The 15,337-nt window shown below is 56.5% G+C and carries 16 protein-coding genes; 8 read left to right on the forward strand and 8 right to left on the reverse strand.

The features are described 5' to 3' along the window. Positions 1–144 precede the first annotated feature (144 nt). From ACCC84_RS18360 to ACCC84_RS18375, 4 genes are read right to left on the reverse strand one after another with little or no spacing between them, the layout of a single operon-like run. Entirely contained in the window at positions 145–1,455 is a 1,311-nt protein-coding gene (locus tag ACCC84_RS18360; RefSeq protein WP_004956306.1) for a 6-phospho-beta-glucosidase, read from the reverse strand. After that, positions 1,452–1,790 carry a PTS lactose/cellobiose transporter subunit IIA gene (locus tag ACCC84_RS18365; RefSeq protein ID WP_004956304.1) on the reverse strand — a complete coding sequence of 113 codons (339 nt, stop codon included), beginning with the start codon at positions 1,788–1,790 and terminating at the stop codon, positions 1,452–1,454. The genes ACCC84_RS18360 and ACCC84_RS18365 overlap by 4 nt, the downstream gene beginning before the upstream one ends. Before the next feature lie 24 nt (positions 1,791–1,814). Then, entirely contained in the window at positions 1,815–3,140 is a 1,326-nt protein-coding gene (locus ACCC84_RS18370; RefSeq protein WP_004956302.1) for a PTS cellobiose transporter subunit IIC, read from the reverse strand. Between the two features lie 19 nt (positions 3,141–3,159). After that, complete coding sequence (locus ACCC84_RS18375) at positions 3,160–3,465, reverse strand: PTS sugar transporter subunit IIB (protein WP_039991347.1); 306 nt, start codon at positions 3,463–3,465, stop codon at positions 3,160–3,162. A 320-nt stretch (positions 3,466–3,785) separates the two neighbouring features. On the opposite strand from ACCC84_RS18375, the gene ppiA reads away from it, so the two are divergent. The 6 genes from ppiA (at position 3,786) to argD (ending at position 10,575) form a co-directional block, all read left to right on the forward strand. Next, positions 3,786–4,355 (forward strand): peptidylprolyl isomerase A, encoded by a 570-nt coding sequence (gene ppiA / locus ACCC84_RS18380; protein ID WP_004956296.1) that lies wholly within the window; start codon positions 3,786–3,788, stop codon positions 4,353–4,355. A gap of 168 nt (positions 4,356–4,523) precedes the next feature. Further along, positions 4,524–6,209, forward strand: a complete 1,686-nt coding sequence (locus ACCC84_RS18385; protein WP_004956293.1) for a sensor histidine kinase — start codon at positions 4,524–4,526, stop codon at positions 6,207–6,209. Continuing rightward, the gene (btsR, locus tag ACCC84_RS18390; protein ID WP_004956291.1) at positions 6,209–6,934 is read left to right on the forward strand and encodes a two-component system response regulator BtsR; all 726 of its coding nucleotides are present in this window, start codon (positions 6,209–6,211) and stop codon (positions 6,932–6,934) included. The genes ACCC84_RS18385 and btsR overlap by 1 nt, the downstream gene beginning before the upstream one ends. 130 nt (positions 6,935–7,064) lie before the next feature. After that, the gene (locus ACCC84_RS18395; RefSeq protein WP_004956288.1) at positions 7,065–8,588 is read left to right on the forward strand and encodes a helicase HerA-like domain-containing protein; all 1,524 of its coding nucleotides are present in this window, start codon (positions 7,065–7,067) and stop codon (positions 8,586–8,588) included. Between the two features lie 58 nt (positions 8,589–8,646). Then, on the forward strand, positions 8,647–9,222 hold the full coding sequence (locus ACCC84_RS18400; RefSeq protein ID WP_198773714.1) for an aminodeoxychorismate synthase component II: 576 nt from the start codon (positions 8,647–8,649) through the stop codon (positions 9,220–9,222). 132 nt (positions 9,223–9,354) lie between these two features. After that, positions 9,355–10,575 (forward strand): bifunctional acetylornithine/succinyldiaminopimelate transaminase, encoded by a 1,221-nt coding sequence (argD, locus tag ACCC84_RS18405; RefSeq protein ID WP_039992454.1) that lies wholly within the window; start codon positions 9,355–9,357, stop codon positions 10,573–10,575. A 121-nt stretch (positions 10,576–10,696) separates the two neighbouring features. Here argD and crp read toward each other — a convergent pair whose 3' ends face one another. Then, complete coding sequence (gene crp / locus ACCC84_RS18410; RefSeq protein ID WP_004956281.1) at positions 10,697–11,329, reverse strand: cAMP-activated global transcriptional regulator CRP; 633 nt, start codon at positions 11,327–11,329, stop codon at positions 10,697–10,699. Positions 11,330–11,703: 374 nt separating this feature from the next. Between crp and ACCC84_RS18415 the strand changes: the two genes are divergently transcribed. Beyond that, positions 11,704–12,111 carry an OsmC family protein gene (locus ACCC84_RS18415; protein WP_039991345.1) on the forward strand — a complete coding sequence of 136 codons (408 nt, stop codon included), beginning with the start codon at positions 11,704–11,706 and terminating at the stop codon, positions 12,109–12,111. A 53-nt stretch (positions 12,112–12,164) separates the two neighbouring features. Here the strand turns inward: ACCC84_RS18415 and ACCC84_RS18420 are convergent, their stop codons facing one another. From ACCC84_RS18420 to ACCC84_RS18430, 3 genes are all read right to left on the reverse strand, one after another. After that, positions 12,165–13,034, reverse strand: a complete 870-nt coding sequence (locus tag ACCC84_RS18420; protein WP_004956278.1) for a phosphoribulokinase — start codon at positions 13,032–13,034, stop codon at positions 12,165–12,167. Between the two features lie 139 nt (positions 13,035–13,173). Further along, the gene (locus ACCC84_RS18425) at positions 13,174–13,407 is read right to left on the reverse strand and encodes a YheU family protein (protein ID WP_004956277.1); all 234 of its coding nucleotides are present in this window, start codon (positions 13,405–13,407) and stop codon (positions 13,174–13,176) included. Then, complete coding sequence (locus ACCC84_RS18430) at positions 13,404–14,384, reverse strand: hydrolase (RefSeq protein ID WP_039991343.1); 981 nt, start codon at positions 14,382–14,384, stop codon at positions 13,404–13,406. The genes ACCC84_RS18425 and ACCC84_RS18430 overlap by 4 nt, the downstream gene beginning before the upstream one ends. A 340-nt stretch (positions 14,385–14,724) precedes the next feature. On the opposite strand from ACCC84_RS18430, the gene ACCC84_RS18435 reads away from it, so the two are divergent. Beyond that, positions 14,725–15,327: a LysE family translocator gene (locus ACCC84_RS18435; protein WP_039991342.1), complete on the forward strand. Its 603-nt coding sequence runs from the start codon at positions 14,725–14,727 to the stop codon at positions 15,325–15,327. The last annotated feature ends 10 nt before the right edge of the window (positions 15,328–15,337 follow it).

Consider the following 15,337-nt stretch of genomic DNA (forward strand, 5'->3'; position numbering starts at 1 on the left):
TTGCCGCCTAGATGCAACTCGACATCCATTGGGTATCCCCCCGGTTTTCTCGAGCTGCCTCGTTGTTGTTTGTACACGCGAACCCTGGTCACGTGGTACGGCCAAGCTCCCCGGGCTTCTTATGCTTGCCGCTGCGACGTCCATTTAATCATCAAACTGCGGTAAATGCGCCTTATTGGCCGCCAGTACGTCGTTCAGCAGCGGCTGCGCGATCCTGGCGCTGGCAATCAGCGGGTGTGTCACCAGTGCCAGCAAGCCGCTGCGGCGATCGCCATGCACTGCGGCCTCGATAGTCAGTCGCTCGTAGGCCTTTACCTGCTGGGTGAGCGCCTGCATGGTATCCGGCATCGGGCCGAAGGCCAGCGGGTGAGCGCCTTGTGCATCAATCACGCAGTTGGTTTCTATCACGGCGTCGTCTGGCAAACCGCGAATGGCGCCACGGTTTGCGGTATTGACCACCAATTGCGTGCCGAGATTATTATGGATCGCACGAATCAGCTCCAGCGCCACTTCAGAGTAGAAGGCGCCGCCGCGAAAGCTGAGCTGTTCCGGTTTGCTATCGAGATGCGGATCGGCATACAGGGAAAACAGCTCTTTTTCCACCTGCATCACCTGTTCGGCGCGGGTGCCGCGGTCGGCGGCGGCGGCGATCTCTTCGTCCAGCATCTCCTGCGTCTGGTAGAAATAGCGGTGGTACGGGCAGGGGATTGCCTTCAGAGCCCGTAGGAACTCGGGCGGCCATGGTTCCTCCTTGATATTATTCATGGTCAGCGCCGCGCCGTCGCACAGCATATCAATCACTTTGCCGGTCATGTCGCGACCGTTTTGCAGTACCTGATGCACCCAGACCATATGATTCAACCCGGCGAAGCGCAGTTGAAGATCTTGATACGGTGCCTGCAGCATGTTGGCTATCATGTGATGCATGCTGATGGGTACATTGCACAAGCCAATGATTTTTGCCTTGGTATAACGGGAAACGGCTTCGGTTACCATGCCTGCCGGGTTGGTAAAATTGATGATCCAGGCGTCCGGTGCCAATTGCTCAACCTTGCGTGCAATGTCCAGCATCACCGGAATGGTGCGCAGCGCCTTGGCGAAGCCGCCGACGCCGGTGGTTTCCTGGCCGATCAGGTGATACTTCAGCCCCAGGCGTTCATCGGCGGCGCGTGCCGGCAACTGGCCGACGCGGAACTGGGTTAACACGAACCGTGCGCCGCGAATCGCTTCGTCCAGCGCAAAATGCACGCTGACTTTCACCTGTGCCAAGCCATGGCGCGCCAACATACGTTGGGTGAGCGCGGCGATGATTGCCACTTTTTCACGACCCGGCTCGACGTCAACCAGCGCCAGTTCGCTGACCGGCAGTTGGTCAATGCGCTGGATCAGGCCTTCAACCAGCTCCGGCGTGTAGCTGCTGCCACCACCGATAATGGCGATTTTCAGCGAATTCATAAAGCGGTCTCCCGTTGCGCCTGACGGCGAAAAAGTTCAATCATGTCGTCGGCCAGATCCTGAATCACCATGGCATTCATCAAATGGTCCTGGGCGTGGACGGTAATCAGATTAATCGGCAGTTTGCCGCAGCCTTCATCCAGGCTGATAAGCCGGGTCTGAATGCGATGCGCCTGCTGTACCGCCTCTTTCGAGTCGGCCATATGCGCGGCGGAGGCGTTGAACTCGCCGGCCCGCGCCTGTTGCAGCGCCATCAATGCACTGCTGCGTGCGCTGCCGGCCAATACCAGCAGCTCCATAATCGTGCTTTCAAAATCAGGGCTGTCTGCAGCCATGGCTTCACTCACGCGACTCTCCTGTTATTGTGCGGCCGCCGCATCGGACGCGGCGCGCTCGGTTTTGGCCTGTTGCTGCTCCTGCGCCAGCAACTGTTTTTCATAGACTTTGAAGAACGGCAGCCAAATGGCGAGATCGATCGCCATCAGCAGCAACACCAGCAGCGCGGCGCGAATGTCCCACGAGGCAGAAATCATGGCGCCGAGCGGGGCAGGTGCGGTCCACGGCGCCATGGCGACCATTTTTTCCACCAAATCCCAGTGCAGGGCGAAATAGGCCAGGGTGGCGTTGATCACCGGCACCACCATCAACGGGATAAACAGCGTCGGGTTCATCACCACCGGTGAACCAAACAGCAGCGGTTCGTTGATGTTGAACGCCGCCGGCACCACGCTCAGTTTGCCGATGGTGCGTAAATGAACGGAGCGGCTGCGGAGATACAGCAAGGCCAGCACCAGCGTGGAGCCTGAGCCGCCGATGCAGACGTAAAATGACCAAAAGGGCGCGGTCAGCGTTTGGCTGGTCGGATCGCCATGCGCCACCAGCGCGGCGTTGGTGGCCAGATTGGCCATAAAAATCGGGTTGAGCAGACCGGTAACGATATTGTCACCATGAATGCCGGCGAACCACAGCAGGTTGGCGATCAACACCGCCAGCAGAATGGCCGGCAGCGTATCGCCGACGGCGATCAGCGGCTGGAACAGCTGCATGATTGCAGCCGGCAGCAGCAGCTGGAATTCGCTCTGCATCAGAATGCTTAGCGGGTATACCGTCAACAAAATGCCGACCACCGGATACAGCAGCTCAAATGAACGGGCAATCGCCGGTGGCACCTGTTCCGGCATACGCAGCGTGATGTTGTATTTCTTTAACAAACGGATCAGTTCCACCGACCAGATGGCGCACAGTAGGGCGGTGAACACCCCCTGGCCGCCCAGGAAATCGAGCGACATCTTGTTGTCGACCTGCGGCGCTGCGGTCAGCAGGAATGCCATCAGCGACAGCAAACCTGCGGTCAGCGCGTCCAGACCATAGTGCTTTGCCAGACTGTAGGCGGTGCCAACGGCAACAAACACGCTCATCAGGCCCATGGTCATAAAGAACGGCATGGTGATGGTGTTCCAATGGCTTTTGGCAAAACCGAGCCAGGCGCGGCCGAAGCTGGAGGTGGTGTTGGCGTCAAACGGCGGGTTGGCGACGATCAGCATGATGCTGCCGACAATCAGAAACGGCATGGCACAGATAAAACCGTCGCGAATGGCAATGATATGGCGCTGGCTGCCGATCCTGCCGGCCAACGGCGCGATATGGTTTTCCACCACGCGCATAAGGGATGCATACAGGCTCATGATGTTCTCCGCCGCCGCGTCAGGCGATCAGGTTGAGGGCGTGATCCAGCACTTTGTCGCCACGCATGGTTCCGTAATCCATCATGTCGATCACCGCGACGGGCAAGCCGTACGGCTCTGCGATTTTGTTAAAGCGTGCCAGTTCGTATTTGACCTGTGGCCCCAGCAGGACGACGTCTGCGGTGGGCAGTTCGGCCTCAAACTCGGCGGCGGGCACCGCCTTGATTTCAATAGCCAGTTCGCGTTTCACCGCTTCGTCCTGCATGCGTTTGACCAGCATGCTGGTGGACATTCCCGCCGCACAGCACAGCACTATTCTTTTCATCATTACTCTCCGTTGAAGACGTCATTTTTATTGGCTCCGGCCAAATGAGAGCGCTCTCATTTTGCTAAGGGTAGCGGGAACCAAAAATCAAAACGGGAGGTGGCTCGCAAAAATCATCGAAGCCGCCAAGCAGGCAAATAATGCGTGACCGGCTTGGCAAAAATGAGTGAGACGATCATACTTTTGGCAAGAAAAGCGGGACGGCGTCAGAAAGGTCCCACATTTGAGTAAATATAAGTAAATGGCTGGCACTCACCGGTACAGCTCTTTAGAATCAATGCGCTTTTCCGTTGTTTGTCTCTCAGAGAAAGGACCCATTCATGTTCAAACGTACTTTAGTGACCTTCGTTGCGCTGTGTTCCCTGACAGCAATGGCACCTGCCGCCTTCGCCGCTGGTGAAACCCACGTCATGCTGACCACCTCGGCCGGGAATATCGAATTGGCGCTCGACAGTCAGAAAGCACCGGTATCAACCCAAAACTTCGTTGATTACGTGAACAGCGGTTTTTACAACAACACCATTTTCCACCGTGTCATTCCTGGTTTTATGGTGCAGGGCGGCGGTTTCACCTCAGACATGCAGCAGAAAACGACAAAGGCACCGATCAAGAATGAAGCGGACAACGGCCTGCGCAACCTGCGTGGCACCATCTCCATGGCGCGTACGGCAGATAAAGACAGCGCCACCAGCCAGTTCTTCCTCAACGTGGCGGACAACGCCTTCCTCGATCACGGCCAGCGTGATTTTGGCTACGCGGTCTTTGGCAAAGTGGTGAAGGGCATGGAAGTGGTAGACAAGATTTCTCAGGTGCCGACTGGCAACGTCGGACCTTATCAGAATGTCCCTACCAAACCGGTAGTCATTTTGTCGGCCAAAGTCCTGCCTTAAGCTTTTTGTGCCGGTTCCCTCTCGGGATCCGGCGTGCGTTGCCCTTCCCGTTCGAAGCTTTGCCTGCATCACTGTTTTATTCATTCGTACATGCTTTAATCGCCATCCTATAACCAGACCGGATACCCGGCGTTTATCTGCTGTTCTTGTTCAGGATGAGCCGCTGTTATGTTTGAATTCAACCAGGTTTTGCTGCTATTGCAGCAAATGTGCGTTTACCTCGTTATTGCCTATTTATTAAGCAAGACCCCGCTGTTTATCCCGCTGATGCAGGTGACGATCCGTTTGCCGCATAAGTTGCTGTGCTACGTCATCTTTTCGGTGTTTTGCATCATGGGCACCTATTTCGGTTTGCATATCCAAGACTCGATCGCCAATACGCGCGCCATTGGCGCGGTGCTGGGCGGTCTGTTGGGCGGGCCGTCGGTCGGCTTTCTGGTAGGGCTGACCGGTGGGCTGCACCGCTACACGCTGGGAGGCATGACCGATGTTGCCTGTGCGGTATCCACCATTGCCGAAGGCCTGGTGGGGGGACTGGTGCACAGCGCGGCGATGCGTCGCGGCCGGATCGATTTGCTGTTCAATCCGCTGTTTGTCGCCGGCGTCACCTTTGCTACCGAAGTGCTGCAAATGGCGATTATTCTGGCCATTGCCCGGCCGTTCGGTGAAGCGCTGCGGCTGGTGGAGCACATTGCCTTGCCGATGCTGATCGCCAATACCGTGGGAGCGGCGATGTTCATGCAAATCCTGCTGGATCGGCGCGCGATGTTCGAAAAATACACCAGCGCCTTTTCCTCCAAGGCGCTGAAGCTGGCTGAACGTACCGAAGGCATTCTGCGCCAGGGATTTGACCGGGAAAACAGCATGAAAGTGGCTCGAATTATCTACCAGGAGCTGGGCATCGGCGCAGTGGCGATTACCGATCGCGATCGATTGTTGGCGTTCATCGGCATTGGCGACGATCACCATCTGCCGGGGACGCCGATCTCTTCCGCGCATTCTCACCGCGCCATCGACAATAACGAAGTGGTGTATGCCGACGGCAACGAGCTGTCGTACAGTTGTTCGATCAGCAGCAATTGCAAGCTGGGCTCTACGCTGGTGATCCCGCTACGTGGCGAAAATCAGCGGGTAATCGGCACCATCAAACTGTATGAGCCGAAAAGCAGGTTATTCAGCACCATCAACCGCACGCTGGGTGAAGGCATCGCCAGCCTGCTGTCGGCGCAGATCATGGCCGGCCAGTATGAGCGCCACAAGCAGTTGCTGGCGCAGTCGGAAATCAAGCTGCTGCATGCGCAGGTCAACCCACACTTTCTGTTTAACGCGCTCAATACGCTGGTGGCGGTGATCCGCCGTGACGGCGATCGCGCCTGTGAACTGGTGCAATATCTGTCTACGTTTTTCCGCAAGAACCTTAAGCGTTCGGACGACGAGGTGACGTTGGCGGATGAAATTGAACATGTAAATGCCTATCTGCAAATTGAAAAGGCGCGGTTTGCCGATCGGCTGGAAATTGCCGTGTCGTTGCCGGAGGCATTGCTGGCGGTGCGCCTGCCGGCCTTTTCGTTGCAGCCGATCGTAGAAAACGCCATCAAACACGGCACATCGCATTTGCTGGGGATCGGCAGGATCGACATCGGCGCCCGTTGTGAAGGGGACCGGCTGTTATTGCAGATCACCGATAACGCCGGTTTGTTTCAGGCGAAAACGCCAGGAAACGGTCTGGGGATGAATCTGGTGGATAAACGTATTCGCGTGCGTTATGGCGAGGACTATGGCGTACAGGTCTGTTGCGAACCGGAAACCTATACCTGTATCACGCTTCACCTACCGATGACGAGGGCGGCCTGATGCTGAATGTATTGATTGTCGACGATGAACCCTCGGCCCGTGACAACCTGCGCCATTTACTGGACGCGGAGGATGGCGTAACCATCGTCGGCGAAAGCGCCAATGCGATAGAGGCCATCAGCCAGATCCACCGCCTGCAACCGGACGTGGTGTTTCTGGATATTCAGATGCCGCGTATCAGCGGGCTGGAGTTGGTCGGTATGCTCGACCCGAACCGAATGCCGTACATTGTATTTCTCACCGCTTATGATGAATACGCTTTGCAGGCGTTTGAGCAGCATGCCTTCGACTACCTGCTAAAACCGGCCGAGCCGCAACGATTGAACAAAACCTTGCAACGACTGCAACAGCGCCGTGTACCGCAGGACATTGCGGCACTGCCGGAAAGCGAGGGATACCTGAAATACATCCCCTGCACCGGCCATAGCCGTATTTACCTGCTGCGTTTCGAGGAGGTGGTCGCCATTCGTTCGCGCTCAAGCGGCGTCTACGTGGTGCGCAATGACGGTATGGAGTGCTTTACCGAACTGACGCTGCGTACGCTGGAAAATCGCACGCCGCTGGTGCGTTGCCATCGGCAATATCTGGTCAATCTGGAGCAGGTACGGGAAATACGCTTTGACGACAGCGGCGCGGCAGAAATGATCATGCCGGTCGGCGACCCGGTGCCGGTCAGCCGCCGCTATCTTAAGTCGCTGAAAGAGGAACTGGGGCTGCGGGGATAATAGCGGGCTGGCGTCACGCCACGCTTGCCGACACATCGTTTCGTTTGCCCTTGACGCGATCGGGCCGCGCTTATAGCTTTATGGCATCTACAGGCGCGTTTGCGCCGCGTCAGCGTCAAAGGAAAAGAAAATGAGTGAAGCACGGATTATCGCCAAAGCGATGAAAGACGGAAAACCAGTGCAGGATCTGGTGATTTTACCGGCCTTGGCCAACCGCCACGGTCTGATCACCGGCGCGACCGGTACCGGTAAAACCGTGACGCTGCAAAAAATGGCCGAGCAGTTCTCGCGCCTCGGTGTGCCGGTCTTTTTGTCGGACGTTAAAGGCGATCTGTCGGGTATCGGCACCGAGGCGGTGCCGAATGAAAAACTGCAGGCGCGGCTGGCGGCGATCGGCGTCACCGATTGGCAACCGCAAGCCTGTACCATTATTCCGTGGGATATTTACGGTGAAAAAGGCCACCCGATCCGCGCCACCGTATCCGATCTTGGCCCACTGCTGCTGGCGCGTCTGCTGGATCTGAACGAGGTGCAAAGCGGTGTGTTGCAGTTGGTGTTCAAAATCGCCGATGACAACGCCTTGCTGCTGCTGGATATGAAAGATCTGCGTGCCATGGTGCAGTACGTCGGCGACAACGCCAAGCAGTTCCAGACCCAATACGGCAATATCTCCTCCGCTTCGGTCGGCGCCATTCAGCGCGGGCTATTGACGCTGGAAGAGCAGGGTGCCAATCAGTTCTTTGGCGAACCGATGCTCGACATTAACGATCTGATGAAAACCGATGCCAATGGCCACGGCAACATCAACCTGTTGGCGGCAGACAAACTGATCAACCAGCCAAAACTGTACTCGGTCTTTCTGCTGTGGCTGCTGGCCGAGCTGTTTGAACATTTGCCGGAAGTGGGCGATCCGGAACAGCCGAAGCTGGTATTTTTCTTTGATGAGGCGCATCTGTTGTTCAACGACGCGCCGCCGGCACTGCTGACCAAGATTGAGCAGGTGGTACGTCTGATCCGCTCAAAAGGCGTCGGCATCTATTTTGTTACGCAAAACCCGCTGGATATTCCCGACAGCGTGCTGGGCCAGTTGGGCAACCGTGTGCAACACGCGCTGCGTGCCTTTACGCCACGCGATCAGAAAGCGGTGAAGGCGGCGGCGCAGACCATGCGCGCCAACCCCGACTTTGATGCGGAAACGGCGATTACCGAACTGGGCGTCGGTGAAGCGCTGGTGTCGTTCCTGGATGAAAAAGGGCGGCCCAACGTGGTGGAGCGGGCAATGGTCATCGCGCCGGAATCGAAGATGGGCATGCTGGGTGCCGACGGGCTCAACAGCGCGATCAATAAATCGCCGCTGTATGGTCGCTATGAAGATATGGTCGATCGCGAGTCCGCCTATGAAAAACTGTCTTCGGAAGGTTTTGCCACCGTAGGCACGCCACCGCCGGGGCAACCGGCACAGAAACCGGCGGCGGATGCAGCCGGTGGTGGCCTGATGGGCGGGTTGAACGATCTGCTGTTCGGCTCTACCGGTCCACGCGGCGGCAAGCGCGATGGTATTGTTCAAACGGCGGCCAAGAGCATGGCTCGCGACCTTGGCAAGCAGATTTTGCGCGGCGTTTTGGGATCGATTATGGGCGGCCGTAAAAAGTAAGCGGAAAATTTCGTCAGCGGCAGTAAACTAGCGCAGCTTTTTTCTGCCTGGACATGTCATGCTGCTGCTGATTGATAACTACGACTCTTTCACCTACAACCTGTACCAATACTTCTGCCAGTTGGGCGCCGAAGTGTTGGTCAAGCGCAACGATGAATTGCAACTGGCCGATATTGAACGGCTTGCGCCACAGAGACTGGTGATTTCACCCGGCCCGTGCACGCCGAATGAGGCGGGCATTTCTCTTGCTGCCATTCGCCACTTTGCCGGCAGGCTGCCCATTTTGGGCGTATGCCTCGGCCATCAGGCGTTGGGGCAGGCGTTTGGCGCCACGGTGGTACGCGCCCGTCAGGTGATGCATGGCAAGACCTCTGCCATTCGGCACCATAACGGCGGCGTTTTTGCTGGGCTGAACAATCCGTTGACCGTGACCCGTTACCACTCGCTGGTGCTGGAAGCCGCCACGTTGCCAGACTGCTTTGAGGTAACCGCCTGGAGTGAGCGCGACGGCGAACCTGACGAAATCATGGGGATCCGCCATCGTCAGCTGGCGCTGGAAGGGGTGCAGTTTCACCCGGAAAGCATTCTCAGCGAGCAGGGGCACCAACTGCTGGATAATTTCCTGAAAAGTTAACCGGTTATGAGTTTTTTTCCTTTTTTGGCGATTTAGGTTTGCCCTTGATTGGTTTTTTATGCATATTTTGTGATTATATTTTCACTTAATGGCAACATTGAAAATCCGATCACGTTCAGGGTGGACCCAATAATGACCGAAAAATACCCAGTCAGCCGCAATACGTTCGACCAGGTTATTCTGCCTGTTTATGCACCTGCCCAGTTTGTCCCCGTCAAGGGCAAGGGCAGCCGAGTGTGGGACAGCAACGGCAAGGAGTATATTGATTTCTCTGGCGGTATTGCGGTGACTGCGCTGGGGCATTGCCACCCGGCATTGGTGGCGGCGCTGAAGCAGCAGGGTGAAACCCTGTGGCACACCAGCAATGTCTTTACCAACGAGCCGTCGCTGCGCCTGGCCAGCAAGCTTATCGCCGCGACTTTCGCCGATCGGGTGTTCTTCGCCAATTCCGGCGCCGAAGCCAACGAAGCGGCATTCAAGCTGGCGCGCCACTATGCCATTACCCGCCACAGCCCGTACAAAACCAAAATCATCGCGTTTTATAACGCGTTCCATGGCCGTACGCTGTTTACCGTCTCGGTTGGCGGCCAGGCGAAGTATTCCGACGGCTTCGGGCCAAAGCCGGCCGACATCGTGCATGTACCGTTCAACGATCTGGCGGCGGTCAAGGCGGTGATGGACGATCACACCTGCGCGGTGGTGATGGAGCCGATTCAGGGCGAAGGCGGTATTACTCCGGTGGATGCGCAGTTCCTGCAAGGTGTGCGTGAACTGTGCGATCGCCACCAGGCGCTGTTGGTATTTGATGAAGTGCAAAGCGGTATGGGGCGCAGCGGCAAGCTGTTCGCCTATATGCACTACGGTGTGACGCCGGATATTCTGACCACCGCCAAAGCGTTGGGCGGCGGTTTCCCGGTCAGCGCCATGCTGACCACCGAGGAGATTGCTTCGGTGATGCAGGTCGGTACCCACGGCACCACCTATGGCGGCAATCCGCTGGCCTGCGCGGTGGCGGAGGCGGCGTTGGACGTGATCAATACCGCCGAAGTGTTGAGCGGCGTCGAACAGCGTCATACGCTGTATGTTGCGGCGTTGCGGGACATTGGCGAAAAATACCGTATTTTCAGCGAGATTCGCGGTATGGGGCTGTTGATCGGCGCCGAACTGACGGCGCCTTACCACGGCAAGGCGCGTGATTTCCTCACCGCGGCCGCCGCGCGTGGCCTGATGATTTTAAATGCCGGGCCGAACGTGATCCGATTTGCGCCGTCGCTGGTCGTTGAGCCGCAAGATATTGCCGACGGTATGGCGTTGTTTGAGCTGGCGGTTCAGGACGTGATCAACGCCGGGTAGCTACCCACCGGCGGTCGGCAGACGGTATCGGATGTCCGACTGTGTCCACGGTAAACGGCGCATAAAAATGCCGGTCAGCGTTAACTGACCGGCATTTTTTGAAGCGTGCCGTTTTAATGGATTAACGGGTACCGTAGACGACGATGGTTTTGCCGTGTGCGGAAATCAGGTTTTGATCTTCGAGCATTTTCAGAATACGGCCAACCGTTTCGCGTGAACAACCGACGATTTGACCAATTTCCTGACGGGTGATTTTAATTTGCATGCCGTCCGGGTGAGTCATGGCATCCGGCTGTTTGGCCAGATTGAGCAGGGTTTGCGCAATGCGGCCGGTAACGTCTAGGAAGGCGAGGTTACCCACTTTCTCTGAGGTGATCTGTAGGCGGCTTGCCATCTGCGCCGACAGGCGCATCAGAATGTCAGGGTTCACCTGGATCAGCTGACGGAATTTCTTATAGGAAATTTCAGCCACTTCACAGGCGGTTTTAGCCCTAACCCAGGCGCTGCGTTCCTGGCCTTCTTCAAATAATCCAAGTTCGCCGATGAAATCGCCCTGATTGAGATAGGACAGGATCATCTCTTTGCCTTCTTCATCCTTGATCAGCACCGCAACGGAGCCTTTCACGATGTAGTAAAGCGTTTCGGCCTTTTCACCTTGGTGAATCAGCGTACTTTTCGATGGATATTTGTGGATATGGCAATGAGACAGGAACCATTCGAGAGTAGGGTCTGTTTGCGGTTTGCCGAGAACCATTCGCTGTTATCCTCTGTTGTAATCTGCCTGTATCACAGGGGTCAGAGTTCCCTGTCAAACGTGTTATGGCTGTCCATGAGCGGCGACCATTAACCGTTTTTGAGGCGTGACGTAAAAATACGCTATTGCCCTAGCATATTAACTTGCAGTGAGAGCTGCAAGCTACATTCTGTTAACATACACATTAAGGTGCCTTTCCGTGGGCATTTCCCTGAAAGCGCTGTCCAGAAAGCGTTATTGCGGCTCTGTTTGTAGCACAGAGTGACGCGGGTGTCTTGTGTTGTCTCGCTCACACATGACCAGTATCAGGTTCCGTTGCCAGTTTTGCTGCTAACGCGTAGTCTGATGACAAAGAATCAATCGGAGTCATGAGCATGCAGGCAAGAGTCAAATGGGTTGAAGGGTTAACGTTTCTTGGCGAATCGGCGTCTGGCCATCAGGTATTGATGGACGGCAATGCCGGTGACAAGGCGCCAAGTCCGATGGAAATGGTGCTGATGTCCGTGGGGGGATGCAGCGCGATTGACGTGGTGTCGATTTTGCAAAAAGGCCGTCACGACGTGCGTGATTGTGAGGTAAAACTGACCTCTGAACGTCGCGAAGAGGCACCACGGGTATTTACCCATATCAACCTGCATTTTATCGTCAGCGGTAAAGGGCTTGGCGACAAGGCGGTGGAGCGTGCGGTGGATCTGTCTGCCGACAAATACTGTTCGGTAGCGCTGATGCTCGGCAAGGCCGCCAGCGTTACCCACAGCTTTGAAGTCCGGGAAGTGGCCTAATGGCATGTGGCGCGGTGGCCTAATCCTCCCCGCGCCCGTCCGGTGTCGCCTGGCTACTCAATCTTTTTGCCTTCCAGCAGCCGCTGCACCAGCGGTGCCATGATCAACTCCATCGCCAGTCCCATTTTGCCGCCGGGCACCACCAGCGTATTGATGTGCGAAATAAACGAGCCTTGCAGCATCGCCAGCAGATAAGGGAAATCAATCTGATCCAGCCCGCGGAAGTGGATCACCACAAAGCTTTCGTCCAGCGACGGGATGGCCTTGGCGGCAAACGGGTTGGAGGTATCCACCGTTGGCACGCGCTGGAAGTTGATGTGGGTGCGTGAAAACTGCGGTGTGATGTAGTTGATATAGTCTTCCATCGAACGCACTACCGAATCCATCACCGCTTCGCGAGAATGGCCGCGTTCGCCAGTATCGCGGATCAGCTTCTGGATCCACTCCAGGTTGACGATTGGCACCACGCCGACCAGCAGATCGACCTGCTGTGCCACGTCATGCTGATCGGTGACGACGCCGCCGTGCAGCCCTTCGTAGAACAGCACGTCGGTGGGTTCCGGCAGGGCTTCCCACGGTGTAAAGGTGCCAGGAACCTGGTTGTACGGCACGGCTTCGTCATAGGTGTGCAGATATTTACGTGAACGGCCGCTGCCGCCGTTGCCATATTCACGGAAGCTCTGCTCCAGCAGGCCGAAGTCGTTGGCTTCGGGGCCAAAATAGCTGATATGACGGCCGAGGTCGCGCGCCTTGCGGATCGCCGCGTCCATTTCCGGCCGGGTGTAGCGGTGGAAGCTGTCGCCTTCCAACTGTGCGGCGCGAATATTCAACTGCTGGAATATTTTGCGGAACGCCACGCTGGTAGTGGTGGTGCCGGCTCCGCTGGAGCCGGTTACCGCGATAACGGGATGTTTGGCAGACATACGATATGTTACTCCGTCTAAAATGCGTGTTTTATCCGTCGTACCTCAGCTGCTTTGCTGTAGGCCGCCTCGATGCAACTCGAGTGCTGTAGGGTATGGCACATTGATACCTGATTTTTCCCGTCAGTCATAGGGCGGATTACATTTCTTCCTGACCGGCACGGAACTGGCCACGTGGCATGATATTGACGGTTTCATGCAGTTCCGACCACACCAGCAGCACTTCGCCGCTTTGCAATTGCCGGCGAACGTCCTCCACTTTCTGCGTCAGCGAACGTTCATGCTCGCCGTAGTCAGTGCCTTCGCGCAGTACAAAGGATTCGATCAGATTATTCAGCGTTTCGCTGTCCAGTTCTTTCCAGGGGATTATCACGTGTTCTGTTCCAGATAAGGGGTAAGCCAGGAGGGAATGCGGTATTCCAGCCACATGTAGGGTTTTTTTAGCGAGCCGCCGACGAAGCCGACGTGGCCACCGCATTCCGTCAGTTGATATTCGATATTGTGCGGCAGGCTGGCGAGGTCAGGGATCACCTCGTCGGTCATGAACGGATCGTCCTTGGCATGGATGATCAGCAACGGTGTCTGGATCTTCGGCAGCAGCGGCAAGGCGCTGCAACGGCGGTAATAATCCGTGGCGTCGCTGAAGCCGTGAATGCGCGAGGTAATCAGATCGTCGAAATCGCGAATGCGGCGCAAGCCCTGCAACTGCGGCAATTTCAGCGGCAGGGTGCCGGGATAATGCAGCAGTTTTCGCGTGGCGTTCTGCTTCAACTGACCCAGCAGGTAATGCTGATATACGCGGGAGAATCCCTGATCCATACGCCACGAGCAGGGTTCGAGCATTAACGGTGCCGAGACCACCACCGCCGCGTCCAGCAGGCTATTGCCTTCCTGCTGTGCCAGATAGCAGGCGAGCATATTGCCGCCGAGCGATACGCCGACTGCCGCGGTTGGCGCAGTGCCATAGCTGTCGCGCAACCATTGCAGGAAGAAGCGGGCGTCTTCGGTTTCACCGGAATGGTAAATGCGTTGCTGGCGGTTTGGCACGCCGCTGCAACCGCGAAAATGCATCACCACGCCGAGCCAGCCCTTTTGCTGCCAGGCGTGCAACAGGCCGTGGGCATACGGACTGTAGAAGTTGCCTTCCAGGCCGTGAAACAGCACTACCCGCGGTTTGTCGCGCGCCAGGCGCGGGTCTTCGCTCCAGGCGAGATCGAGAAAGTCGCCATCAGGCAGGTTCAGCCGTTGCCAATGCGGTTTCAGTCGTACGCGACGACGTACCAGGCGTGGCAGCAGCGTTTGCAGGTGCGGATTACTGGCCCCGGTGAGAGGGCGGAAGGTTTCATACATAACGTGAATAAAATTCTTATTGGCGGCTATTGTCTGATCGGTAGAGCACTGTTAGCTTCAATACCACTATTTCCTTATTCGTTGTAGTGGCAGCGACCATCACTGACCGGTCAGTGCCTGGTATGCTCACGCGGGCTTCTTGGCTGCCATACCAACGATTCGGGATATGATTAATAATATACCCCAAATAATTCGAGTTGCATCGAGGCGGCAAGTGAATGCATCCCGATGCGCCTACGCAAACCCGGTGCTTCGGCTCAGGATGCGTAGCCAGCCAGTAAGCAGCTTGCAGCATGACGGGTAAACGCACACACGCATTTGGGTGGGGAGCACCCGTTTCATGGAATCAAGTTTATTTCTTTCAATGCTCGGCTTCCTGTTTGTTGCCGCTATTACGCCCGGTCCGAATAACCTGTTGTTAACCACCTCCGGCGCCAACTTTGGCTTTATGCGTTCGCTGTGGCTGATGCTGGGCATCATACTCGGCATGCAAAGCATTTTATTGCTGGTGGCGTTCGGCGTTGGCAGTCTGATTGTGGTCTATCCCTCGCTGCACCTGGCACTGAAAATTCTTGGCAGCCTGTATCTGCTGTGGCTGGCGTGGAAGGTGGCGACCGCCCGTTATGAAAAGCTCGACACCGATACCGCGCCACCCAAGCCGATTCGTCTGTATCAGGGTTGGCTGTTGCAGTTTCTCAACCCCAAGGCCTGGCTGATGGCGCTGGGCGCGGTGGCCAGCTTCAGCCTGAACGGCGAAGGGTATAATCACTCGATTCTGGCGATCTCGGCGGGGCTTTCCGGCATGAATCTGGCCACCGGCATCGTCTGGCTCGGTTTCGGCAGCGTGATTGGCCGTTTGCTGCGCAGCAAGAAAGCCTGGGTTATCTTTAACGTTTCTATGGGGTTGCTGACCGCAGCCTGCGTGTTGTTGATTTGGCATTAAGGGATTGCAG

The organism is Serratia odorifera, assembly GCF_041448735.1.
Lineage (GTDB): Bacteria > Pseudomonadota > Gammaproteobacteria > Enterobacterales > Enterobacteriaceae > Serratia_F > Serratia_F odorifera.

Excerpts from the sequence above, each read along its gene's own strand:
- ACCC84_RS18360 (WP_004956306.1), bottom strand. The coding sequence starts at position 1,455 with ATGAATTCGCTGAAAATCGCCATTATCGGTGGTGGCAGCAGCTACACG.
- ACCC84_RS18365 (WP_004956304.1), bottom strand. The coding sequence starts at position 1,790 with ATGGCTGCAGACAGCCCTGATTTTGAAAGCACGATTATGGAGCTGCTG.
- ACCC84_RS18370 (WP_004956302.1), bottom strand. The coding sequence starts at position 3,140 with ATGAGCCTGTATGCATCCCTTATGCGCGTGGTGGAAAACCATATCGCG.
- ACCC84_RS18375 (WP_039991347.1), bottom strand. The coding sequence starts at position 3,465 with ATGAAAAGAATAGTGCTGTGCTGTGCGGCGGGAATGTCCACCAGCATG.
- ppiA (WP_004956296.1), top strand. The coding sequence starts at position 3,786 with ATGTTCAAACGTACTTTAGTGACCTTCGTTGCGCTGTGTTCCCTGACA.
- ACCC84_RS18385 (WP_004956293.1), top strand. The coding sequence starts at position 4,524 with ATGTTTGAATTCAACCAGGTTTTGCTGCTATTGCAGCAAATGTGCGTT.
- btsR (WP_004956291.1), top strand. The coding sequence starts at position 6,209 with ATGCTGAATGTATTGATTGTCGACGATGAACCCTCGGCCCGTGACAAC.
- ACCC84_RS18395 (WP_004956288.1), top strand. The coding sequence starts at position 7,065 with ATGAGTGAAGCACGGATTATCGCCAAAGCGATGAAAGACGGAAAACCA.
- ACCC84_RS18400 (WP_198773714.1), top strand. The coding sequence starts at position 8,647 with ATGCTGCTGCTGATTGATAACTACGACTCTTTCACCTACAACCTGTAC.
- argD (WP_039992454.1), top strand. The coding sequence starts at position 9,355 with ATGACCGAAAAATACCCAGTCAGCCGCAATACGTTCGACCAGGTTATT.
- crp (WP_004956281.1), bottom strand. The coding sequence starts at position 11,329 with ATGGTTCTCGGCAAACCGCAAACAGACCCTACTCTCGAATGGTTCCTG.
- ACCC84_RS18415 (WP_039991345.1), top strand. The coding sequence starts at position 11,704 with ATGCAGGCAAGAGTCAAATGGGTTGAAGGGTTAACGTTTCTTGGCGAA.
- ACCC84_RS18420 (WP_004956278.1), bottom strand. The coding sequence starts at position 13,034 with ATGTCTGCCAAACATCCCGTTATCGCGGTAACCGGCTCCAGCGGAGCC.
- ACCC84_RS18430 (WP_039991343.1), bottom strand. The coding sequence starts at position 14,384 with ATGTATGAAACCTTCCGCCCTCTCACCGGGGCCAGTAATCCGCACCTG.
- ACCC84_RS18435 (WP_039991342.1), top strand. The coding sequence starts at position 14,725 with ATGGAATCAAGTTTATTTCTTTCAATGCTCGGCTTCCTGTTTGTTGCC.